The sequence below is a fragment of the Pasteurella testudinis DSM 23072 genome (genome assembly GCF_900176075.1).
Lineage (GTDB): Bacteria > Pseudomonadota > Gammaproteobacteria > Enterobacterales > Pasteurellaceae > Chelonobacter > Chelonobacter testudinis.
Genome location: NZ_FWWV01000035.1, coordinates 68,857 through 92,740 on the forward strand (window position 1 = coordinate 68,857; position 23,884 = coordinate 92,740).

The window sequence follows — 23,884 nt, forward strand, 5'->3', positions numbered from 1 at the left end:
AAAGTAACGACAAGGTATTACCCGCGATTCAGGCAAACAATCACAATGATTTACGTTAATAAAGATAATTCCGGTGATATCCGTATTTACTGTTTTGGCGTGAGGAGAGACGAAAGGCGTGGCGGAAAAGCGGGATTTGACAGGCATAAAAAACAGCCCGGAAAGGGCTGTTTACCGCGCCGTCAGCGCAATATGATGCGAAAAGTGCGGTTAGTGGCGCGTGTCTTGCTCGTCACTATAGTCGTCATCGTCATCAAAGAATTCGCCGTCGTCGCCGTATTCGTCCTCTTCGGCGTTCGGGTCTTCAAAGTAAGTGCCCCAACCGTCATAGGCGCCGCCGTGTTTTTCAATCAACGGGATCAGTTCGTTTTGCTGCGCATCGATCAATTCGGCTTCCAGCTTGATTTCGCTGATAATATCGCAGCAGAAAATCTCGTTGCCGTCTTCGTCTTCCAATTCTTCCGCTTCGGACACCTCGTAACCGGCTTTGAACGCATCAACGGCGATTTTTTCCAGCTTATCAAAATCACGGTGAGAAACATGGTGTTCGATAATATACAACGCCTGCGGATCGCTGCCGTCATTGAACAGATCTTCAATAATCTCGCGGGTTTCCTGTTGTAGTTGTGCGCTGTTCGCTTTCATATTTTCTCCTTAATTGAAATAAAGCGGGCTTGTGCCAGCACATTGTAAGACCGGCATTCAAATTACACAATCCCTATCTTTTTAACCGCACTTTTAAGCGCCGCAAGCACAAAATGATGTTAAACAAAAGTGTATTTGTAACAGGCTGTTAGCCGCTTGTTAAGATTTAATCCGAGTTTTTATAAAACGTGATCCAGATCACTCTTTAGAGGTAAATAATACTTAAACATTCGCTTCAAGCGCCTATAATTTTTCTTAGAAAATTTTTAAATTTATTAACTTTTAGGAGAAATCACGATGAACAAAACAACAACAGATGTTGCTGTCAGTCCGGCACAAGCGGAAGTCAACCAACTGGTTGAGCGAGGTTTGCTTGCATTGGAAGAATTTCGCAAGCTGAATCAGGAACAGGTCGATTATATCGTGGCGAAAGCCTCGGTTGCCGCCCTCGATCAACACGGCGTGCTCGCCATGCACGCGGTGGAAGAAACCGGTCGCGGCGTATTCGAAGACAAAGCCACTAAAAATCTGTTTGCCTGCGAATATGTGGTCAACAACATGCGCCATTTGAAAACCGTCGGTGTGATCAGCGACGATGATGTCACCGGCATTACTGAAATCGCCGATCCGGTCGGCGTGGTTTGCGGCATCACCCCAACCACCAACCCGACCTCGACTGCGATTTTTAAAGCCTTGATTGCGCTGAAAACCCGTAACCCGATTGTGTTTGCTTTCCACCCGTCGGCACAGCAATGTTCCGCGCACGCGGCGCGTGTGGTGTATGAAGCGGCGGTTGCCGCCGGCGCACCGAAAGATTGCGTGCAATGGATTGAAAATCCGTCAATGGAAGGCACGGCAGCGCTGATGAAACACCCGGGCATCGCCACCATTTTAGCCACCGGCGGCAATGCGATGGTGGAAGCCGCTTACTCTTGCGGCAAACCGGCGTTGGGCGTCGGCGCCGGCAACGTACCGGCGTATGTGGAAAAAAGCGCCGACATCAAACAAGCGACCCACGATATCGTGATGTCGAAAGCGTTCGATAACGGCATGATCTGCGCCAGCGAACAAGCGGCGATTGTCGATAAAGAAGTCTATGACGAATTCGTCAATGAGATGAAATCCTACGGCGTGTATTTCGTCAATAAGAAAGAGAAAGCCTTGCTGGAAAGCTTTATTTTCGGAGTCAAAGCCAATTCCGCCAACTGTAGCGGCGCAAAATTAAATGCGGCGGTGGTGGGCAAATCCGCCAGCTGGATCGCTGAACAAGCCGGTTTCAGCGTGCCGGAAAAAACCAATATTTTAGCCGCAGAATGTGCGTTGGTCGGCGAAAAAGAGCCGCTGACCCGTGAAAAACTGTCGCCAGTATTGGCAATCCTGAAATCTGATTCTACCGAACACGGCTTTGAATTATCCGAACAGATGGTGAATTTCCACGGTTTAGGACACTCCGCCGCGATTCACACCAAAGACGCCAAGATCGCCAAAGAGTACGGCGAACGGGTGAAAGCCATCCGTGTGATTTGGAATTCACCTTCGACTTTCGGCGGCATCGGCGATGTGTATAACTCCTTCCTGCCTTCCCTGACGCTGGGTTGCGGTTCTTACGGTAAAAACTCCGTCGGCAACAACGTCAGTGCGGTGAATCTATTAAATATCAAACGAGTGGGCAGACGGAGAAATAATATGCAATGGTTTAAAGTGCCTTCAAAAATCTACTTTGAACGCGATTCGATTCAATATTTGCAATCTATGAAAGGCATGGAACGGGTGGTGATCGTCACCGACCGCACTATGGTGGATTTGGGCTTTGTGGAAAAAATCGCCAACCAAATCACAACCCGCGGCAACCATGTGACTTACCAACTGTTTGCTGACGTTGAGCCGGATCCGAGCATTGAAACCGTGCGCCGTGGTACCGCACTTTTACGTAATTACCAACCGGACACCATTATTGCGCTCGGCGGCGGCTCGGCAATGGACGCGGCGAAAGTGATGTGGCTGTTCTATGAACAACCGGAAGTGGATTTCCGCGATTTGGTACAAAAATTCATGGATATCCGCAAACGCGCGTTCAAGTTCCCGCAATTAGGGCGCAAAGCGCGCTTTATCGGCATTCCGACCACTTCCGGCACCGGCTCCGAAGTCACGCCGTTTGCGGTAATCAGCGAAGGCGATAAAAAATACCCGATTGCAGACTACTCGCTGACCCCGACCGTGGCGATTGTTGATCCGTCATTTACCATGAGCGTACCGGCGCACGTTGCCGCCGATACCGGTTTGGACGTGTTGACCCACGCCACAGAAGCCTACGTTTCGACTTTGGCGAACGACTTCACCGACGGTTTGGCGCTGCAAGCGATTAAGCTGGTGTTTGAATATTTGGAACGTTCGGTCAAGAACGGCGCGTCCGATCCGGAAGCGCGTGAAAAAATGCACAACGCTTCAACCATTGCCGGTATGGCGTTTGCCAATGCGTTCTTGGGCATGAATCACTCGCTGGCGCACAAAATCGGCGGCCGCTTCCACACGCCGCATGGCCGTACCAATGCGATTTTGATGCCGCATGTGATTCGTTATAACGGCACCCGTCCGCAAAAAACTGCAACGTGGCCGAAATATAACTACTACAAAGCCGATGTGAAATACCAAGACATTGCCAAAATGCTCGGTTTGCCGTGTACCACTGCGGCGGAAGGGGTGGAATCCTTCGCCCAAGCGTGTTCTGATTTGGCACAAAAAGTCGGCATCAAAATGTCGTTCAAAGATCAAGGCTTGGACGAAAAAGAGTGGATGGACAGCCGCCGCGACATCGCCCTGTTAGCCTTCGAAGACCAATGCTCCCCTGCCAACCCACGCTTGCCGATGGTTGAGGATATGGAGCAGATCTTAACCAAGGCGTTTTATGGTGATAAATAAAACAACACGTTAGTTTTAGCTAAATAAACAAAACCGCACTTTTGGTTATGATTGTCGAAAGTGCGGTTTTTTATTCTGGCGTAGAATTAAGTATCGTAGTGCTATAACACTTCACTTTTGCGGATTAAGGCAACGCTGTTTTTTAAAGTTTTTTTGGCGGTATCTAAATGTTGCTTGAGCTCTTTTGTTGCCACTGGTTTATCATTATTTAAAATATTTTGAATAATGGCTAGGTGTTCTTCTACGGCTAAAATATTACGTTCCAATAAATTACTGTTATCCCATTGATAGTGAAAATGAAATATCACGGAAATCAATTCAATGAAATCATCAATAAAAGGATTGTTTGCTGCGGAAAGCAGTAGAGAATGAAGTTTATTGTCCAAAGCGGAAAAATCGGGATATTCTCTCACAACGTTATCACGCAATTCTTGATGAAGGTTAAAGAGCATTTTCATTTCATTCCAGCGTTTATCTTCTTTCGGTAATGCCATAAAACATTCCAGTGCATGAACTTCAAGCAACTCTCGCAGCTCGAACAATTTATCAGCATAAAATTCATTAATTTCAATTAATTGCCATCGCCCTCTCGATAGGCTGGCAATAAGGTTGAAGCGGGAATATTGTATTAGGTATTCTCTCACCGTAAAAATATTGACGCCGGCAGCTTTGGATAATTGTAATTCGGTAAATATATCTCCCGGCTTCAACAGTTTTCTTTGGATTACACTTTTAAAGTAGCTGTCAATCGACTGGTACTGATTTTTTCTCGGATATTTAATCCTGACGTTTGACAGGATATCTTCTTTTTCCGGCTGGCGAAGAATCAAAAACTGCTTGTTCTGTTCGGTGATAATTTGAATATCGAGCAAATATTGCAAGGCATGGCGGATAGTCGTTCTGCTGACATTGCAAAGTTCCGCCAACATGACTTGAGATGGCAGGTATTGTTGGAATTGCCCGCTGGAGATAAATTCGAGAATTTGATTTACCGTATCATATCTGAGATTTTGGTTACGCCCTCTGCCCATTTTATACACGCCCCACCGATTAATTTGAATAAAAAACATAAAAAAAACATAAAAGCACATTATCTATCACAAATCAAACAACCAAGTTTAGAAGAGATGAGAAATTAGCAAATAATGTATCCATGTTTACCGATTAACTTAATTAATAAGGATTCATTATGAAATCGCTAGTCTGCAAAGAACCGTTCAGTTTGGAATATCAAGAAAAGCCGGCGCCTGTCGCAACGGATAATGAAGTGGTTATCAAAGTTTCGGCGGTTGGAATCTGTGGTACGGATATCCATGCCTATCAGGGAAATCAGCCGTTTTTTGAATATCCAAGAGTGTTGGGACATGAAGTATGCGGCAGTATTGTTGCGCTGGGCAGCCAAGTCAAAGAGTATAAAATTGGTGAGAGAGTCGCTTTAATTCCTTATTTATCATGTGGTCAGTGTATTGCTTGCCAAAATGGCAAAACTAACTGTTGTGAAAACATTTCTGTGATGGGCGTTCATCAAGATGGCGGTTTTAGCGAACTGTTGGCAATTCCGCAAACCAATGTTATTCCAATTGCCGATAATGTCGATGATATCAGTGCGGCGCTGATAGAACCCTTTGCAATCAGTGCGCACGCTGTCCGTCGGGCGCAAGTCAACCAGAATAGCAATGTGTTGGTAATCGGTGCCGGTCCTATCGGATTGGGAGCGGCGGCAATCGCAATGGCTGACGGGGCTAAAGTGGTTGTGGCTGATACAAGTGAAGAAAGAAGACGACATATTCAGAAAAAACTGAATGTGGCGGTCGTTGATCCGTTATCGGAAAAAATTGAAGATTATTTCGATAATATTTTACCTGAAATTGTTATTGATGCTACCGGCAATCCGCATTCCATGAACAATGCGGTGAATTTTATTTGTCACGGCGGAAGAATTGTTTTTGTCGGATTATTTAAAGGGGATTTAGTTATTCATGATCCTGATTTCCACAAAAAAGAGACAACATTAATGGGAAGCCGGAATGCAACTCAGGAGGATTTTATTAAGGTTCAACGATTGATGTCGGAAGGGAAAATCTGTTCGTCAATGATGCTAAGTGATACTTTTAATTATACTGATCTTGCGGATATTTATGAGGAAAAAATTGTTAAAAATAAAAATTTAGTAAAAGGCGTTATTCTCTACTAATAAAGTCGTATTTACCCTATATACCTAATCACAAAGTGAGGATTCTTATGTCTATTTTTAAAAAATTAAAAACGGTTTCTGTATTAAGCCTTATCGGTTTAAGCCTTAGCTTTGCCGCCCAGTCTGCGACAGAAATAATGGTTGCTTACGGTAATCAGCCGGGAGAGCCGATAGATAAAGCGATGCATTATTGGGCGGAGCAAGTTAAAGAAAAATCAAATGGCGATATTATTTTTAAATTATTTCCGTCCAGCCAATTAGGTAGTGAAACAGAGGTTATGGAACAAGCTAAATTTGGCGCCAATATTATTACTATTAGTGATTACGGCGCATTGATGGATATTGTACCCGATCTGGGCATTATCAATGCACCTTATTTAAGCCAATCATTTGAGAAAAAGTCAAAGTTATTACATTCGGAGTGGTTTAACAACTTATCCGCACAACTTGATCAGAAAGGTGTTCATATTGTCATTCCAGATGTTATTTACGGCACCCGGCACTTATTGACTAAAAAAGCGGTTATCAAGCCAGATGATCTGAAAGGAATGAAAGTTCGCGTTCAGCATTCCCGCTTATTTGTTGCAACGATTAAAGCAATGGGTGGGGTGCCTACACCGATGTCTTTGGCTGATGTTTATCCAGGATTATCAGAAGGTATCATTGATGGGCTTGAAAATCCGACAGTCGTGCTGTTTGGCGGTAAATTTTACGAAGTTGCCAAGAATTTAAACTTGACGGCTCACACAAAACATATGTCGCCTTTTGTTGCCGGTAATGCATTTTGGCAACGTTTAACGCCTGAGCAGCAAAATATTATCAAACAAACAGGCGTGGATATGGTGAAGTACGGCGCTGCGCTTATAGAACAAAATGAAGCTGAAGCGTTGAACAATTTGAAAGATGCCGGTGTTAGCGTAAATGAAGTGGATCTTGAACTATTCGAGGCGATGGTAAAAGAGCAGATACAAAAAGATTTCCCTGAATGGACACCGAATTTATATGTAGATATTCAGAAACGACTTTCCGAATTGTAATTATCAAGGGGAGTATTTATCGCTCCCTTTCAAATTTTAGAGGAATAAAGCATGAATACGCATAAAAAAGAGACCTCATTGTGGCTAAAAATAAGTTCAATCGACGAAATCTTAGCTTCTGTCTTTCTTGCCATTATTGTTATTTTGTCCGCTTATGGCGTTGTTACCCGCTATGTTTTAAATTCACCGAGCGCTTGGGTGGAAGAAGTCTGTATCGTATTCTTTATTTGGTTTACTTTTTTGGCATCCAGCGCACTTGCCAAAAATAACGAACTCATCAGAATAGATTACCTATTGACTAAAATCCCAGCCAGATTAGCGAATATTATCGATGGTATATTCCAACCTTTGGTCATGATATTTTGCTTGGTTTTTATGGCTTATCTGGGTTTTAAACTATTGCCTATGGCGCAATTTAGATTTACACCATCGTTACAATTATCATATGCCTATATTTATGCTGCAATTCCGATCAGTGCTTCGTTTATGCTTTTTTATGAAGTTAGAAAAATAGTTTATTTCTTTAAAATAAATAGAGGAAGTCAGTCATGAGTGTATTCATTCCGATTATTATTTTATTAGTCTTGTTTTCTTTAGGAATTCCAGTCGCATTTTGTATATTTTTCTCAACATTAAGTTATTTTTTGATGAGTGATTTACCCATGATTATGCTGGTGCAACGATTAGCCGGCGGATTGGAATCGGTTACGCTATTGGCTATCCCATTTTTTATTATGGCAGGCGTATTTATGAACCATTCGGGGATCAGTGAACGGCTGTTGAAATTTTGTGAAGTGTTAACCGGACATTTAAACGGTGGCTTGGCACAAGTTAATGTGGCGTTAAGTACGCTGATGGGCGGATTATCCGGTTCGAATATTGCCGATGCGGCGATGAATTCCAAACTGCTTGTTCCGCAAATGGTCGCCAGAGGATACAGCGCTTCATTTTCATCTGCCGTAACGGCTGCCGGCTCGTTAATCACGCCGATTATCCCTCCGGGTATAGCGATGATTATTTATGGTTATGTCAATAACGTATCTATTGGCCGTTTATTTTTGGCAGGTGTTGTGCCGGGGTTTTTATTGTGCGTTTTGATGATGATTTTGGTTTCGATTATTTCTAAAAAACGTGGATATCTACCTATCAGAGAAAAAAGAGCGTCATGCAAAGAAATTATTTTTTCAGCTAAAGATGCCGTTCTGGCACTGATGTTGCCGATCATTATTATCGGCGGAATTCGCATGGGAGTGTTTACTCCGACAGAGGCCGGAGCAATAGCGGTTATTTATGCTTTGGGCTTGGGAATGTTTGTATATAGAAAAATGGACTTTCGGAAATTATGGCTAGCGACCAGAGAATCGGCGCTCGGTGCGGCGAATGTGCTGTTAATTATCTGCGTTGCCGTCGGTTTTTCAAAATTCCTGACATGGGAACGTGTTCCCCAATCTTTAGCGTCTTGGATTACTCAAGTCGTCGATAGTCCGTTAGCATTTTTAATGATTGTTAATGTCACCTTATTGGTTCTTGGCATGTTTTTGGAAGGTAACGCAATTATGATTGTCCTCGCCCCCCTGCTTGCGCCGATTGCGCATTCATACGGCGTGGATCCGATTCATTTCGGTATTGTCTTTATTTTCAACGGTGCAATCGGAACGATTACGCCGCCATTAGGGACGGTGATGTTTACCACTTGTTCAATTACAGAAGTACCGATTGAAAAATTTATCAAAGATGTTCTTCCATTCTGGGCGTTATTAGTCGTGGAATTATTGTTGCTCACTTATATTCCCGCCATTACTACAACATTACCCAATCTTGTTTATGGTGCTTAATATATTTCTTGTAAGGATACAAAATGAAAAAATTAAATAGAACAGACTTCCCCGGCCCCCAATATCCGACCAAAATTATCCAGTTTGGCGAAGGCAATTTTTTGCGGGCGTTTATCGACTGGCAGATTGATATTTTAAATGAGAAAACCGGATTGAATGCGGGGATTACCGTTGTCCGTCCGATTGACAGCGACTTTCCGCCGTCGTTGAACACGCAGGACGGGCTTTATACCACGATTATTCGCGGCTTGAACGAACAGGGTGAGCCAGTAAAAGAGGCGCGGATCATACGCTCGGTGAATAATGAAATTAATGTGTACCGAGATTTTACCGATTATTTGGCGCTTGCGCATGATGAAAATATTCAAATCGTGTTTTCCAACACCACCGAAGCCGGTATCAGCTATCATGCACAGGATCAATTCGGCGATGCGCCGCCGTCAAGCTATCCGGCGAAACTGACCCGGTTATTATACGAACGCTTTACCCATTTCAACGCTGCGCCGGACAAGGGCTGGACGCTATTGCCGTGCGAGTTGATCGACTATAACGGCGAGCAGTTGAAGCAATTGGTGCTGAAATATGCGGCACAATGGCAGTTGCCACCGCTCTTTGCCCAATGGATTGAGCAGCACAATACCTTTTGTTCCACACTGGTCGACCGCATTGTGACCGGTTATCCGCGTGATGAAGTGACCGCACTTGAGCAGGAGTTCGGCTATCAAGATGCGTTTTTAGATACCGCCGAATATTTTTATCTGTTCGTGATTCAGGGACCCGAATCAATTAAATCGCTGCTGCGCCTCGAGCAATGCGCGATGAATATCGTGGTGGTTGACGATATTAAACCGTATAAAGAGAGAAAAGTAGCGATTTTAAACGGCGCGCACACCGCACTTGTGCCGGTGGCGTATCTGGCAGGCATGGATTATGTCGGTCAAGCGATGGACGACGAACAGCTGCGCGCCTTTGTCGAACAGACGATTTACCAAGAGATTATTCCGGTATTATCATTGCCGCAACATGCGCTTAACGCCTTTGCCCAAGCGGTGATCAGCCGTTTCCGCAATCCGTTTATTCAACATCAGTTACTCTCTATTTCGCTTAACAGCATGACCAAATACGTCACCCGAATTCTGCCGCAATTGTTGGCGTATGTAGAAAAATATCATACGTTGCCGACTCGTTTGACCTTTGCATTGGCGGCGTTAATCGTATTTTATCGTGGTAAGCGCAATGATGAAGTTATCCCACTGAATGACGATCAGCACTGGTTGGATAACTATGCACTTTGGTGGCAACAGCTTGAACAGCAGCAGATTTCCGTAGCACAGCTGGTCAGTAATGTGCTGCGACAACAAGAACATTGGCAGCAGGATTTAAATGAAGTGCCGGGCTTGACGTTGCAGTTGACCGAGCAGGTGCAGGCGATTTTAACTGACGGTATGCGCACCGCACTTCGGGTTTATTGCAAGGATTAAATAATAATGAAACAGCTGATCAAAATTAATCCGCAGGATAATGTCGCCGTCGCGTTGCAGGATTTATCCGCAGGACAAACGCTGGATTGCGACGGTAATCCGCTTGAAGTGAAAAGTGCGGTTGCGCGCGGACATAAAATAGCGTTGCAAACGATAGCCGCAGGTGATTTGGTGATCAAATACGGCTATCCGATCGGGCATGCCACCCAGCCGATTGACATTGGCGAACATGTGCATGTACACAATACCAAAACCAATCTGCGTGATATCAACGACTATCAATACGAGCCGGTTTCGACCGCACTTTCGGCGCAGGCGGCGGACAGAAAAGTGCGCTTGTACCGCCGCAAAAACGGCGAAGTCGGCATTCGTAACGAATTGTGGATCATACCGACGGTGGGCTGCGTGGTCGGCATTGCCCGTCAGATTCAAAAGCGTTTTTTGCAAAACCATTCGGCGTTGGCGATTGACGGCGTTTATACCTTTAACCACAGCTACGGCTGTTCGCAGTTGGGCGATGATCACGAAAATACCAAAATTATTTTGCAGGATATGGTAAAACACCCTAATGCCGGTGGTGTTTTGGTGATCGGTTTGGGCTGTGAAAATAATCAGGTGAATGTGTTTCAGCAGACGTTGGGCGATTACGATCACGAACGGGTCAAATTTATGGTTTCACAGAAAGTCGAAGATGAAATCGAAGCCGGTGTCGCCTTGCTCGAACAATTGTATCGGCAAATGGCACAGGATCAGCGGCAAGACGGTTATCTGAGCGAGGTGAAATTCGGCTTGGAATGCGGCGGATCGGACGGTTTTTCCGGTATCACCGCTAACCCGATGCTCGGGCTGTTCTCGGATTATCTGACGTCGCACGGCGGCACCACGGTGCTGACCGAAGTGCCGGAAATGTTCGGGGCGGAACGTATTCTAATGAGCCACTGTCGAGATGAGCAAACCTTTAATAAAACCGTGGCGATGGTCAATGACTTCAAGCAGTATTTTATCCGACACCAACAACCGATTTACGAAAATCCGTCGCCGGGAAACAAAGAGGGCGGGATCACTACGCTGGAAGACAAATCGCTCGGCTGCACGCAAAAAGCCGGACACAGTCAGGTGGTGGACGTGTTGAAATACGGCGAACGTTTGAAACACAACGGACTGAATTTATTAAGTGCGCCCGGCAATGATGCGGTTGCGACCAGCGCATTGGCGGCTGCCGGCTGCCATATCGTGCTGTTTACCACCGGACGCGGAACGCCTTACGGCGGTTTTGTGCCGACCTTAAAAATCGCTACCAACAGCGAGTTGGCAAACAAGAAAAAACACTGGATCGATTTTGATGCCGGACAGCTGTTGCAAGCAGTATCGATGACACAGATGTTAGAGAATTTTCTCGATCTCTTGGTCAACACCGTCAACGGACAGCCGACCAAAAATGAAATCAACGATTTTCGCGAACTGGCTATCTTCAAGAGCGGTGTCACTTTATAGCCGTTTACGTTTAAGCGGAAGCAAGCCAACGCAGATCAGTAGGATTTAGCACGGAGTAACAACAAGATGCCTGTAAAAATTGCCGTAATCGGCGAATGTATGATCGAGCTTTCGTTGAAGGAAAATGATCCGAAATTGGCATTCGGCGGCGATACGCTCAATACCGCGGTTTATCTGTCGCGCCTGTTGGATCATTGTCATTTTTCAGTCAGTTATGTGACCGCACTTGGGCAAGATCCGTTCAGTCGGCAAATGTTGGCGCAATGGCAGCAAGAAGGGGTTGAGACCGATTTGGTGCAGCAACGTGCGGACAAGCTGCCGGGACTGTATTCGATTGTGACTGATGCGCAGGGCGAACGCAGTTTCTATTATTGGCGCAATGATTCCGCCGCGCGTTATTGGTTGCAAGGGGAGCAAAGCGAGGTGGTTTTAAGCCGTTTGCAAGCGTTTGATTATTGTTATCTGAGCGGTATCAGCGTGGCGATTTTGGACAGTGCCAGTTTGGAAAAACTCTACGCCCTGTTGCAGCAAATCAAAGCTAACGGCGGTAAGGTGGTTTTTGATAATAATTACCGCCCGCGTCTTTGGCAAAATGCTGAAATTGCGCAGCAGGTGTATCAAAAAATCCTCGCTTTCACCGATATTGCTTTTTTAACGCTGGACGATGAAACCGCACTTTGGGGCGATGATCACGATAAAGCAGGCGAAAGTGCGGTCGAGGCGGTGGTCGCACGCACGCAAGGTTACGGCGTGGCTGAAATCGTGATTAAACGCGGTGCGGCAAGCTGCATTGTCGCAACAGGGGAAAAACGGTTTGAGATTGCGGCGAATAACATTGCCGCAGAAAAGGTGATCGATACCACCGCCGCCGGCGATTCTTTCAGTGCCGGCTATCTGGCGGCACGTTTGTGCGGCAGTGAGGTGGAAAGTGCGGTGCGGCAAGGACACCAACTGGCTGGCACGGTCATTCAGCACCGTGGTGCGATTATTGCACGAGATAAGATGTGAAAATATTATTTTTTCACCACGTTTAAGCGGTAAACCAACAAGGCGCAGAGAATCAAGCTGCAACCGAGCAATTTAAGCGCGGTGAGGGTCTCGTTCATTAACCACACGCTTAACATCAGTGTCCAAACCGGTTCCAGCACCATAATAATCGCCGCCGTGCTGATATGGCAGTGTTTTTGCCCGACCGTTTGCACAAAATAACGCAAATTACTGGCAATCAACACACTGGCAACAAACCAGAGCCAGGTTTTGCCCGAAATATCCGCTTGCCAACTTTCAAATGCGAGCGAATAGCCACTGCATAACATGCCGACGATCCCGAACTGAATCACAATCAGCGGCATCGACGCAATATTTTTGGCATATTGATGATTCAGCACAAAATAGAGTGCAGCAGACAAGGAGCTGAGCAGAAACAGAATACTGCCGGTTGAAAAACGCAGTTCACCATAGCGCCCGATAGCCAGCAAATACAGTCCGGCAAGGGCAATCGGCATCGAAAGCCAGAATACCGGCAAAGGGCGGTGCTTAAAAATCAACCAAGAGATTAACGGGGCGATCAGCATCGACAAACTGACCAGAAAAGCCCCTTCTCCCAAATCATTGCTGTAAGTGATACCCTGCACCCACAGCAATAAATTGAGCGCCAATGCCACGCCGACCGCACTTGCGCGTATAATGTGGGCTTTGCTTATCTGCGACAAAGCAGGATAAGCAAAGGGCAGGAAAATAATCGCCGCCAGCAGAAATCGCAGCCCCATAAAGCCGACCGACGGCATTTCCGCAATGGCATTTTTCGACAAAAACCACCCCGAAGCGCCGATCAGCGTGACCAGAAACATCAGCAGTTGTCCGAGATAGTTTTGCATGGCGATATCCGATGATAAGGGGAAAATTCCCCGTTTTCATCTTATTGATTAAAATAGACTTTCTTCAATGCCAACTCCAGCCCACGGAACTCAGCCAGACCTTTTAAACGCCCAATGGCTGAATAGCCCGGATTGGTTTTCTTACGCAAATCGTCCAACATCTGATGGCCGTGATCGGGACGCATCGGAATCAGGCGTTGATTGCCGGCGGCTTTGCGTTTGTATTCTTCGCTCAATAATGCTTTGACCACGTTAAACATATCGACATCGCCTTCCAAATGCGCGGCTTCGTGGAACGTCAGCGGATTTTCCTCACGGCAAGTAGAGCGCAGGTGGGCGAAATAGATCCGATCGGCAAAGCGTTTGGTCATTTGCACCAAATCGTTGTCGGAACGCACGCCGTAAGAGCCGGTGCACATAGTAAAACCGTTTGCCGCCAGCGGCTGAGTTTCGACAAACCACTGCATATCCTCAATGGTGGAAACAATGCGCGGCAGACCCAAAATCGGGCGCGGCGGATCATCAGGGTGAATCGCCATTTTGATCCCGACTTCTTCCGCAACCGGAATAATTTCCTGCAAAAAGAGCGCCAAATGCTGGCGGAACTGTTCTTTGCTGATGCCTTGGTAGCGATCCAATTGTTGCTGGAATTCGGCAAGGGTATAACCTTCCTCAGCGCCCGGTAAACCAGCGATGATATTATTGGTCAGCTGCTGAATGTCTTGTGCACTCATTTTATCAAAATAAGCTTTTGCTGCTTGCTGTTCGGCGGCGCTATACGTCTCGCTTGCGCCCGGACGTTTTAAAATATGCAACTCGAAAGCGGCGAATGCGTCTTGATCAAAGCGCAACGCCTTAGAGCCGTCCGGTAATTGGTATGCCAAATCGGTGCGCGTCCAGTCCAATACCGGCATGAAATTGTAACAAACGGTATCAATACCGCACTTTGCCAAATTGCGCAGGGTCTGCTGGTAATTTTCAATCCACCGGCGGTATTCGCCGCTTTGGGTTTTAATCTCCTCATGCACCGGCACGCTTTCCACCACCGACCACACTAATCCGGCTTGTTCGATCTCGCTTTTACGCTTCTCGATCTCCTCAATACTCCACACTTGTCCGTTCGGGATATGGTGAAGTGCGGTCACAATTCCCGTCGCCCCCGCCTGACGGATATCCGCCAACGAAACCGGATCTTTCGGTCCGTACCAACGCCATGTTTGTTCCATTTTTTTGCTCCTATGAAAAATTAAATTCCGACGATAACCGGATTAACGCTAAATAAATAACCATCAAAATTAGGGTCTTCTACATCTGATAATTCGAAAAGTTTTTGTTTCACATTTTCTAAATGTTGCCACATCGCTTTTCTTGCTAACGCCGCATCTTTGCGCTGAATAGCCGTGATGATATTTTCATGATCTTGTAACCAAAGGTAGCGGTAACTTTGGTTGGGAATATGAGCATGCAGTCCTTTCCACATTTCACTGTCCGTTCGATATTTCCAAAGATCTTTTTGCATTCTGATTAACACTTCGTTTTGCGTTATTTCTGCAATGGTCGAATGAAAATCTTCATCGGCAATATAATCTTCTTCGCCAAGTTCCAGGCTTTTTCTCTCTTGGCTTAAGATTGATTTCAGTTTATCGATATCTTTTTTGGTGGCTTGAACGGCGGCAAATTCTGCGATGCTGCTTTCTAACAATTGCCGTGCTTGCAATAATTCAAAGGGACCGATGTCAGAAAAAATATCGTCTTTTTCGTCATTCGCAGCAATCGGAAGTGCGGTGACATAAACCCCGGAACCTTTTTTGATGTCAATAAGATTTTCCAGTTCGAGCATAATCAGTGCTTCTCTGATTACCGTTCGACTGACACCAAACTCTTCGGCAAAATCACGCTCGGTCGGCAGCCTATCGCCAATATTATATATGCCGTCGGCAAGCCGTTCTTTTAATAAAAGTCCTATTTTTTTATAGGAACGAAGTTCATTTTCCATTACTCAATACCCCTAACTAGATTTGATATCGGAAATATTAATTTTATTTGTCTGCATACCATTGACTATTAATTTCCTGCTTTCCCCGCTCGGCAATGTGAATACTATTTCGGTATATTCCGGAATAAAATCGCCACGCTTGTTCATGGTTAATTCTATATTATTGTCTGTACATTTCATATTCAGATGTAAGCCGAAATATTTATTATTTAAATAATCGAAGCTGATACCGTCATCGTCAAATAGCGTTATTGTTGTTTCACCTTGATCCAAAAACGGCATAATTAATAATTCGCGCCGATTGTCATACTGTGTGTTTTTCAGCCTGTTGCCGGATAATGGCAGAATGCTGCCGGCTTTGATAAACAGCGGGATTTTTTCTAACGGTGCGTCTACAATAATGCTTTGTTTACCGGCAAACCATTGATGGCTATAAAAATCATACCACCCGTGTTGATTGTCCGGTAAATAGACTTCACGGGTAGTTTGTCCTGGTTCAACCACGGAAGCGACTAATAAATCTTGTCCCAAGAGATAATCGTCATTTTCTTTAAAGGTGTTGTTATCCCAGTCGTGGTCGAGAAATGTCGGCCGCAGCATAGGCTCATGCTCATGGTGGGCTTTCCATAATAGGTTATACAAATACGGCATCAGTCGATAGCGCAATTTAATCGCTTCACGGATAATCGGCGTGACTTCAGGATACATCCACGGTTCATTCACGGTTTTGTCATCATTCCAAGAATGAATGGTAAAACGCGGGTGCATGACGCCATTTTGAACCCAACGTACAAATAATTCCGGATCCGGTTTATTGCCGGAAAATCCGCCGACATCATGCCCCACATTGTAAAGTCCGGACAGGCTCATGCCTAAACCCATTTTGATATTGTAGCGTAGCGTGTTCCAGTTGGTGCGGTTGTCGCCGGACCATGTCTGCACATAGCGGTTCATTCCGGGAGAGCCGGAACGGGAAATAAGATACGGGCGGAGATTGGGGGCATACTCTATCTGCGCTTCATAAGACGCTTTCATCATTAATAGCGGCTGTAACGGACGGATTAATTTTATCGCTAAGCCTTTGCCAAAATAGTGGCATTTGGCGTTATTATCCCAGACTTCAAATTCATTATTATCATTCCAGGTGGAATCAATTCCGTAGTCAAGTAATTGTTGTTTAACATTATTTTTCCACCAATTAATGGTGTTCGGATTGGTGAAATCTAAATGGGAACCTTCATCGTCCCAAAAAACAGAGATTTCTGGATTATCAGATTCGGAATCTTGGATAAATAAACCTGCCTGAGCAACTTCATGATATTTAGGGTGATCATGCAACAGGCAAGGTTTAATATTGGCGGCCAGTTTCATTCCGGCACGATGAAAATAAGCGCTCATCTCTTTTGGTTGCGGCACTTTGTCATAATTCCAGTTAAAGACATAGCGCTTATTACCAATCGACGTATAACCGGACGATAATTGGAAAGAATCACACGGAATCGCGTGCTGCTCGCATAAATCGACAAATTTTTTCAGCTGTTCCTGCGCATCCGGAGCGTCGGTATAATGCATGGTTGAACCGCTGTAACCCAAGCTCCATTTCGGTCCGAAAATAGTTCCGCCTGTCAGTGCGGTATATTTTTTCGTAACATCAAGAATTTTCGGTCCCAAAACCATATAGTAATCGAGATCGCCGTCTTCTGCTTGGTAGCTGCGGTAATAGGTATGGTAGTTATCAATTTCGCTGCCTAATCTGAACCAGCAAGAGGCCAGATTATCGTAATACAGTCCATAACTGACATTTTCAGTATGCGTAATATAGAACGGAATGTGTTTATAGAGCGGATCGGTCGTTTCTGCGTTATAACCCATGGCATCAAGGTTACGCATTTCAAAGCGACGGCCGTGACGGTTCAAATTGCCGGTTTTTTCCCCTAATCCGTAATATTGCTCGGAGATATCGCGTTGTAGGAAATGTGAAATTTGATTGTCGGAAACACCGAATAAATAGGCGCCGGTTTTCCGATCAGACACAAACGTCGTCCAGATGCCGTTGTTGTTATACTGCCATTCTAAACAGAGCGGCTGATGTACGATAACCCGCAGTTTTTCACTGGCAACTATAAGACTATTTTCTGCTTTTGTAACGGAATATGCCGGCAGGGAAAAGCCATCCGAAGACCAACGATCACGTCCCTGCCAGTCAACATCGGATTGATTAGGCGTAACCGCCCAGGTTTGCGGCACTCTGAAATTCTCGTCTTGGCTGAAAGCGATTCGGAATATATCCTGTTCGAGTACAAAAATATGCAGTTTCCAGCAATAATCGCATTGTATGTCAATACGATTGTTTGCTTGTCCGATAAGTTGCCAATTTTTTAATGTTTTCATTCTGATATCCTATTTTAACTAGTATCCCAAGAAAAAGCGTGGCAGCGCCAAACTTAATTCCGGCACAAATGTGACTAACATTAGCGCGATAATAAGCATGGCATAGAATGGTAATAAAGGTTTGATCACTTTATCGATTTTTATGCCACCCACTGAGCAACCGATAAACAGGGCGCTACCGACCGGCGGAGTGCAGATACCGATAGACAGGTTAAATGCCATTAAGACGCCAAAATGTACCGGATCCATGCCTAATTCCGTGACAATCGGGAAGAATATCGGTGTAAAAATCAAGAGCGCCGGTGTCATATCCATAAATACGCCGACAATCAGTAAAATAACATTGATGATGAGTAGAATAACAATCGGATTTTCGGATATGTTGAGTAAGGCATCGCTGATGGTGTAAGGAATATCGGCGTTTGCCATTGCCCATGACATGCCCATTGAAGTACCGATTAATAAAAGAACAATCGAAGTAGTGACAACGGAATCTAAAATAATTTTTGGCAGCTGCTTTAAAGAGACTTCACGATAAAAGACGACCGCCAAAATCAAGGTATAAACTACTGCGAAGGCTGAGGCTTCGGTAGCCGTGAAAACCCCACGGACAATACCGCCCATGATCACGACAATTAACCCAAGACTCGGCAGGGCATCTAAGGTTTTTTTAATAGCCTCCGATTTGGTCGGTTTTGGCGAGACGGGATAATTTCTTTTTTTAGCGATAAACCCGATAATCAGCATGATGGATAATCCCATTAAAATTCCGGGAATATAACCGGCCAAGAATAGGGCGCCGATAGACGTACCGCCAGAGATGAGGGAGTAAACGATAAAGGTGTTGCTCGGCGGAATCAGCAATCCTGTAGGCGATGATGTGATATTGACGGCGGCAGAAAATGCCGGATCATATCCCTCTTTCTTCTGTAACGGCGCCATTGTGCCGCCGACAGCGGCGGCTGATGCCACCGCCGAACCTGAAATAGAACCGAACATCATATTCGCCAACACGTTGACATGGGCTAAGGAACCGGGTAAACGACCGCCGATAACCTTGGCAAATTCAATCAGTCTGAGCGCAATCCCGCCGCGGTTCATAATATTGCCGGCCAAAATGAAGAATGGAATCGCCAGCAATGAAAAGCTATCCAATCCCGATGCCATTTTTTGCGAGATAACGGTAATTGCCGCATCAAACGGAATGGACAGCATGATAGTGATTAAAGAGGAAAGACCGATGGCAAAGGAGATCGGCACTCCGAGAAAGAGGAAGAAAAAGAACGTTGAACAAAGTACGATAACTGTTGACCATTCCATATTATTTACCTTTTGTTAACTAGGCTTAATTATTTAATTCTTTAGAAATATCTCTCAGGAGATAAATCAGCATAAAAGCACCGCTAAGTGGAATGGCAAAGTAAACCCATCCCATTTGAATACCCAAAACCGGCGATATTTGTCCGGCACTCATCGTATCCAACACCAATTTTCCGCCGCCGTAGCACATGATCAGAATGATGAAAAACAGGCTGATGATATTAATCAGCAGATTCAGAAAATTTTGTTTTTTAGGTGATGATTCTAATTTTGTCAGTAGCAAATCGATTGCAAGATGCTTTTTTTGTCCTAAGGCGTAAGCGGCACCGATTAGTCCGACCCAAATAAATAAAAAGCGTGCAATTTCATCGGTATAGGTGCTCGGTTGATTGAGGACGTAGCGAGAGAAAACTTGCCACACAACGCAAATAACCAAAAAAACGCTGAGTGTGACACATAAAGCGGATAACGCTTTATCGATGGTTGAGATGAATTTGGCCATGATATCCCTTAATTATTAAAGTAGAGTTGATGTTCATATTGGCATGCCAAAATATACATCAAACTGAATGTTGAGCAATTATTAATTGTTTATTTTGTGATCTGGTTCACCAATATGATTATATTGGTTTGATCTCTAGCGAATACCTTGTAAGATTTCAGCCAACCACGACCAAGGGGATAGATATTGGGATTGTGGGTAAACACATCTAACTACACTTAAGCAGTAACCAAATGGAGACTCTTTTATGTTTACCAAAAAAACGCTTCTTTCATGTGCTTTAACGACGCTTTTATCGGCAGGTATTGCCTTCGGCGCATCTGCGAAAACAACATTGAAATTAAGCCACAACAACGACAAAACCCATCCGGTACATATCTCGATGCAATATATGGCAGACGAGGTAAAAAAATTAACCGACGGGGAAGTGATTATCCGTATTTATCCTAATAGCCAACTCGGCACGCAACGGGAGTCAATGGAATTATTACAGGCCGGTTCTCTGGACATGGCAAAATCGAACGCCAGTGAATTAGAGACGTTTGAAGCCTCATACGGCGCTTATAACCTGCCGTATCTATTCCGCAATGTCGACCACTACTACCGTGTTTTAGCCGATCAAGAAGTCGGACAAAAAATTCTGGCCTCTTCCCAAGGCAAAGGCTTTATTGGCTTAACCTATTATGACGGTGGCGCGCGCAGTTTTTATGCCAATAAACCGATTCTTTCCCCTGCGGATTTGGTCGGTATGAAAATTCGTGTTCAACCAAGCCCAAGTGCGGTTGAGATGATTAAATTGATGGGAGCTTCTCCGACGCCGTTGGCTTATGGCGAGTTATATACCGCGTTACAACAAAAAGTCGTGGATGGGGCTGAAAACAATCCGACGGCATTAACGCTGGCGCGTCATGGCGAAGTCGCGAAATATTTTAGCCAAGACGAACATACCATGATTCCGGATGTGTTGGTTATCGGGGAAAAAGCCTGGGCTAAATTAACCGCTGAACAGCAAGTGGCACTGAAAAAAGCGGCTGATGATTCGATGATGTACCACAAAGATTTGTGGGTAAAAATGATTGCCGAAAACGTTCAGGAGGCAAAGGATAAAATGGGTGTCGAATTTATCGAAGTTGAAAAACAACCGTTTATTGACGCAGTAAAAAGTATGCACGATAAGGCGTTAGCCGATCCGACTATTGGAGAGTACATTCAAAAGATTGATGCGCTGACACCGGCGAACTGATTCGGCGGCAACATAAACAAAGAGGATACTGGCAGAGGTATCCTCTTTTGATCAAGCAACGTGAGCAAGGACATACTATCTATGCATACCATTCAACAAACAACCTATGATAAAAATAGACTCGCCCCAAAAATCCTCCATCTTGGTTTTGGTGCTTTTCATCGTGCCCATCAGGCGCTTTTTGCCGATCAGCTGGCACGGATTTCCGATAGTGATTGGGGCTATGCCGAAGTGAACCTTATCGGCGGTGAGGATCTGATTGAACTGCTGAAAAAGCAAGATTTGCAATATTGCGTGCTGGAAAAAGGCAACGGCAACAATACGGCGAAAATCATTAATTCGGTTTGCGAAGCGCTGCACGCACAGGTTGAGGGCGTGGAGGCAGTGTTGGAAAAAATAGCGGAGCCGCAGATTGCGATTGTGTCGCTGACGGTGACGGAAAAAGGCTATTGCACCGATCTTGCCACTGGGAAATTGGATTTAAATAATCCGTTGATCCAACAAGATTTGACTAATCCGCAACAACCGAGTTCAGCGATTGGTTATATCGTGGAGGCGCTCAGACGGCGTAAAGCGCGCAACCTTGCCCCTTTCACCGTGATGTCTTGTGATAATGTGATGGAAAACGGCCATATTGCCAAAAGTGCGGTTTTAGGATTGGCATACCAAATTGAGCCTGAATTGGCGCAATGGATTGAGCAAAATGTCACTTTCCCGTGTACGATGGTGGATCGGATTGTACCAGCGGCGACGGCGGAAACCTTGCAGGAAATTGCCGATGTTTTAGGCTATTACGATCCTTGCGCGATTGCCTGCGAGGAATTTAAACAATGGGTTATCGAAGATAATTTCGTTGCCGGTCGTCCGCAGTGGGAGTTGGTCGGTGCCGAATTGGTCGAAGATGTGCGCCCGTTTGAACAGATGAAACTGCGCATGTTGAACGGCAGCCACTCTTTCTTGGCGTACCTCGGTTATTTGGGCGGTTATCCGCATATTTCCGACACCATGCAAGATCCGCATTACCGCCAAGCGGCATTAAAATTGATGTTAAACGAACAAGCGCCGACCTTGTCTATGCCGGACGGAATCGATTTGACCCGTTATGCCGATTTGCTGATTGAGCGTTTCACCAATCCGAGTTTGAAGCACCGCACTTGGCAAATCGCAATGGACGGTAGCCAAAAACTGCCGCCGCGTATGTTGGAATCGGTGCAGTATCACCTAACACATCAGCATCATTTCCCGTTGTTGACCTTAGGCATTGCCGCTTGGATGCGCTATGTCAGCGGCGTTGACGAACAGGAGCAGCCGATTGAAGTGAAAGATCCGCTCAGTGAAAAATTCCATACGATTTATCAAAAGTGCGGTTTGCATGTGCGGGTGGTGGACGAATTACTGGCCATCGACAGCATTTTTCCGCCATCGCTGCGTGACAATGCCTATTTTGTCAGCGAAGTGAAACGTGCTTATCAAACGTTGTTGGATTTGGGCGCAAGACAAGCGGTCAGCCGCTATCTACAGCTCGATTAAAAGGAGGCGACCAGATGAAATCCTTTATGTGTGAAGACTTTTTGCTCTCGACTGAAACCGCTCGCCGTTTATATCACGATTACGCCGCGCAGCAACCGATTTTTGATTACCACTGTCATTTAAATCCGCAAGAGATTGCTGAAAATCGGCAGTTTCAGGATTTAAGCGAAATTTGGTTGGCGGGCGATCACTATAAATGGCGCGCCTTGCGCACCGCCGGTGTGGAAGAGCGGTTGATTACCGGTGATGCGTCCAATTATGAAAAATATCTGGCGTGGGCAAACACCGTGCCGTTGTGTATCGGCAACCCGATTTACCATTGGACGCATTTGGAGCTGCGCCGTCCGTTCGGTATTCATGATACGTTGTTTAATCCGCAAAATGCCGACAAAATCTGGCATCAATGCAATGAAATGCTGCAAGATCGCCGCTTTTCGGCGCGCGGCATTATGCAACAAATGAATGTCAAATTGGTCGGTACAACCGATGATCCGATTGATTCGTTGCAATACCATCAGGCGATCGCCGACGATACCAGTTTTGAGATTGACGTTGTGCCGAGTTTCCGTCCGGATAAAATCTTCAAAATCGAATTACCGCACTTTAACGACTATCTTGAGCAACTCAGTGCGGTCAGTGATGTGGCAATTACCGGCTTTGCTGATTTACAGCGTGCGATGCTGCAACGTTTAGATCATTTTGATCGCCACGGCTGCAAATCCGCCGATCACGGCATTGAAATTCTGCGTTTTGCACCGATTCCGGCAGAAAAAGAGCTGGATCAGATTTTACAACTGCGCCGTGATAATCAGTCGTTGAGCGAGTTGCAAATCGCCCAGTTCAGCACGGCGGTTTTAGTCTGGTTGGGGCAACAATATCAGCAACGCCGTTGGGTGATGCAGCTGCATATCGGCGCACTGCGCAACAATAACAGCCGGATGTTTAAGCTGTTGGGCGCCGATGCCGGTTTTGATTCGATTGCCGACCGCACTTTTGCCGAGCCGTTGTCACGTTTGCTCGACAGCATGGATCAAACGGATAATTTGCCGAAAACCATTATTTACTGCCTCAATCCGCGTGATAACGAGATGATCGCCAGCATGATCGGCAATTTCCAAGGCGGTGGTGTCGGCGGCAAAATTCAGTTCGGTTCCGGTTGGTGGTTTAACGATCAAAAAGACGGCATGGAGCGCCAATTGCAGCAACTTTCCCAATTGGGACTTCTGAGCCAGTTTGTCGGTATGTTGACTGATTCGCGCAGCTTTTTATCCTACACCCGACACGAATATTTCCGCCGGATTTTATGTGAAATGTTAGGTCAATGGGTGGAAAAAGGCGAAGCGCCGAATGATTTGGATCTGCTGGGTAATATGGTGAAAAATATCTGTTTTAACAATGCGAAAAACTATTTTAAGTAAGG

General features: G+C 45.4%; 19 protein-coding genes. 11 read left to right on the forward strand and 8 right to left on the reverse strand.

The window, feature by feature from the left end; translation table 11 throughout:
• Positions 1-210: 210 nt before the first annotated feature.
• Positions 211-645, reverse strand: coding sequence for a ribonuclease E inhibitor RraB (gene rraB / locus B8880_RS10615; protein WP_084257580.1), 435 nt, complete (start codon positions 643-645; stop codon positions 211-213).
• A gap of 297 nt (positions 646-942) precedes the next feature.
• On the opposite strand from rraB, the gene adhE reads away from it, so the two are divergent.
• Positions 943-3,564 carry a bifunctional acetaldehyde-CoA/alcohol dehydrogenase gene (adhE, locus tag B8880_RS10620; protein ID WP_084257581.1) on the forward strand — a complete coding sequence of 874 codons (2,622 nt, stop codon included), beginning with the start codon at positions 943-945 and terminating at the stop codon, positions 3,562-3,564.
• 101 nt (positions 3,565-3,665) lie between these two features.
• Here adhE and B8880_RS10625 read toward each other — a convergent pair whose 3' ends face one another.
• A complete protein-coding gene (locus tag B8880_RS10625; RefSeq protein ID WP_115306448.1) occupies positions 3,666-4,595 on the reverse strand; it encodes a GntR family transcriptional regulator in 930 nt (309 codons plus the stop codon).
• A 158-nt stretch (positions 4,596-4,753) separates the two neighbouring features.
• On the opposite strand from B8880_RS10625, the gene B8880_RS10630 reads away from it, so the two are divergent.
• From B8880_RS10630 to kdgK, 7 genes are all read left to right on the forward strand, one after another.
• Entirely contained in the window at positions 4,754-5,758 is a 1,005-nt protein-coding gene (locus B8880_RS10630; RefSeq protein ID WP_084257582.1) for a zinc-binding alcohol dehydrogenase family protein, read from the forward strand.
• Positions 5,759-5,805: 47 nt separating this feature from the next.
• Positions 5,806-6,795, forward strand: a complete 990-nt coding sequence (locus tag B8880_RS10635) for a C4-dicarboxylate TRAP transporter substrate-binding protein (RefSeq protein WP_084257583.1) — start codon at positions 5,806-5,808, stop codon at positions 6,793-6,795.
• 51 nt (positions 6,796-6,846) lie between these two features.
• Complete coding sequence (locus B8880_RS10640) at positions 6,847-7,347, forward strand: TRAP transporter small permease (RefSeq protein ID WP_084257584.1); 501 nt, start codon at positions 6,847-6,849, stop codon at positions 7,345-7,347.
• Positions 7,344-8,630 carry a TRAP transporter large permease gene (locus B8880_RS10645; protein ID WP_084257585.1) on the forward strand — a complete coding sequence of 429 codons (1,287 nt, stop codon included), beginning with the start codon at positions 7,344-7,346 and terminating at the stop codon, positions 8,628-8,630. The genes B8880_RS10640 and B8880_RS10645 overlap by 4 nt, the downstream gene beginning before the upstream one ends.
• A 23-nt stretch (positions 8,631-8,653) precedes the next feature.
• Positions 8,654-10,111 (forward strand): tagaturonate reductase, encoded by a 1,458-nt coding sequence (locus tag B8880_RS10650; RefSeq protein ID WP_084257586.1) that lies wholly within the window; start codon positions 8,654-8,656, stop codon positions 10,109-10,111.
• 6 nt (positions 10,112-10,117) lie between these two features.
• Positions 10,118-11,605, forward strand: coding sequence for a UxaA family hydrolase (locus B8880_RS10655; protein WP_084257587.1), 1,488 nt, complete (start codon positions 10,118-10,120; stop codon positions 11,603-11,605).
• A gap of 66 nt (positions 11,606-11,671) precedes the next feature.
• Positions 11,672-12,613 carry a 2-dehydro-3-deoxygluconokinase gene (gene kdgK / locus B8880_RS10660; RefSeq protein ID WP_084257588.1) on the forward strand — a complete coding sequence of 314 codons (942 nt, stop codon included), beginning with the start codon at positions 11,672-11,674 and terminating at the stop codon, positions 12,611-12,613.
• Between the two features lie 5 nt (positions 12,614-12,618).
• Here the strand turns inward: kdgK and B8880_RS10665 are convergent, their stop codons facing one another.
• Genes B8880_RS10665 through B8880_RS10690 form a run of 6 tightly spaced genes read right to left on the reverse strand, consistent with a single transcriptional unit; the run spans position 12,619 to position 19,691 of the window.
• Positions 12,619-13,482, reverse strand: a complete 864-nt coding sequence (locus B8880_RS10665) for a DMT family transporter (RefSeq protein ID WP_084257589.1) — start codon at positions 13,480-13,482, stop codon at positions 12,619-12,621.
• 41 nt (positions 13,483-13,523) lie between these two features.
• Positions 13,524-14,708, reverse strand: a complete 1,185-nt coding sequence (gene uxuA / locus B8880_RS10670; RefSeq protein ID WP_084257590.1) for a mannonate dehydratase — start codon at positions 14,706-14,708, stop codon at positions 13,524-13,526.
• Positions 14,709-14,728: 20 nt separating this feature from the next.
• Positions 14,729-15,478, reverse strand: coding sequence for an FCD domain-containing protein (locus tag B8880_RS10675; protein ID WP_084257591.1), 750 nt, complete (start codon positions 15,476-15,478; stop codon positions 14,729-14,731).
• A gap of 12 nt (positions 15,479-15,490) precedes the next feature.
• On the reverse strand, positions 15,491-17,869 hold the full coding sequence (locus B8880_RS10680; protein WP_084257592.1) for a glycoside hydrolase family 31 protein: 2,379 nt from the start codon (positions 17,867-17,869) through the stop codon (positions 15,491-15,493).
• An 18-nt stretch (positions 17,870-17,887) separates the two neighbouring features.
• Positions 17,888-19,189: a TRAP transporter large permease gene (locus B8880_RS10685; RefSeq protein ID WP_084257593.1), complete on the reverse strand. Its 1,302-nt coding sequence runs from the start codon at positions 19,187-19,189 to the stop codon at positions 17,888-17,890.
• 25 nt (positions 19,190-19,214) lie between these two features.
• Positions 19,215-19,691, reverse strand: coding sequence for a TRAP transporter small permease (locus tag B8880_RS10690; RefSeq protein ID WP_084257594.1), 477 nt, complete (start codon positions 19,689-19,691; stop codon positions 19,215-19,217).
• Positions 19,692-19,938: 247 nt separating this feature from the next.
• Between B8880_RS10690 and B8880_RS10695 the strand changes: the two genes are divergently transcribed.
• The 3 genes from B8880_RS10695 to uxaC all read left to right on the forward strand — a co-directional run bounded on the left by B8880_RS10695 (position 19,939) and on the right by uxaC (position 23,882).
• The gene (locus B8880_RS10695; protein WP_084257595.1) at positions 19,939-20,934 is read left to right on the forward strand and encodes a TRAP transporter substrate-binding protein; all 996 of its coding nucleotides are present in this window, start codon (positions 19,939-19,941) and stop codon (positions 20,932-20,934) included.
• Positions 20,935-21,015: 81 nt separating this feature from the next.
• Positions 21,016-22,464 (forward strand): mannitol dehydrogenase family protein, encoded by a 1,449-nt coding sequence (locus tag B8880_RS10700; protein WP_084257596.1) that lies wholly within the window; start codon positions 21,016-21,018, stop codon positions 22,462-22,464.
• A 14-nt stretch (positions 22,465-22,478) separates the two neighbouring features.
• On the forward strand, positions 22,479-23,882 hold the full coding sequence (gene uxaC / locus B8880_RS10705; RefSeq protein ID WP_084257597.1) for a glucuronate isomerase: 1,404 nt from the start codon (positions 22,479-22,481) through the stop codon (positions 23,880-23,882).
• Positions 23,883-23,884 lie beyond the last annotated feature (2 nt).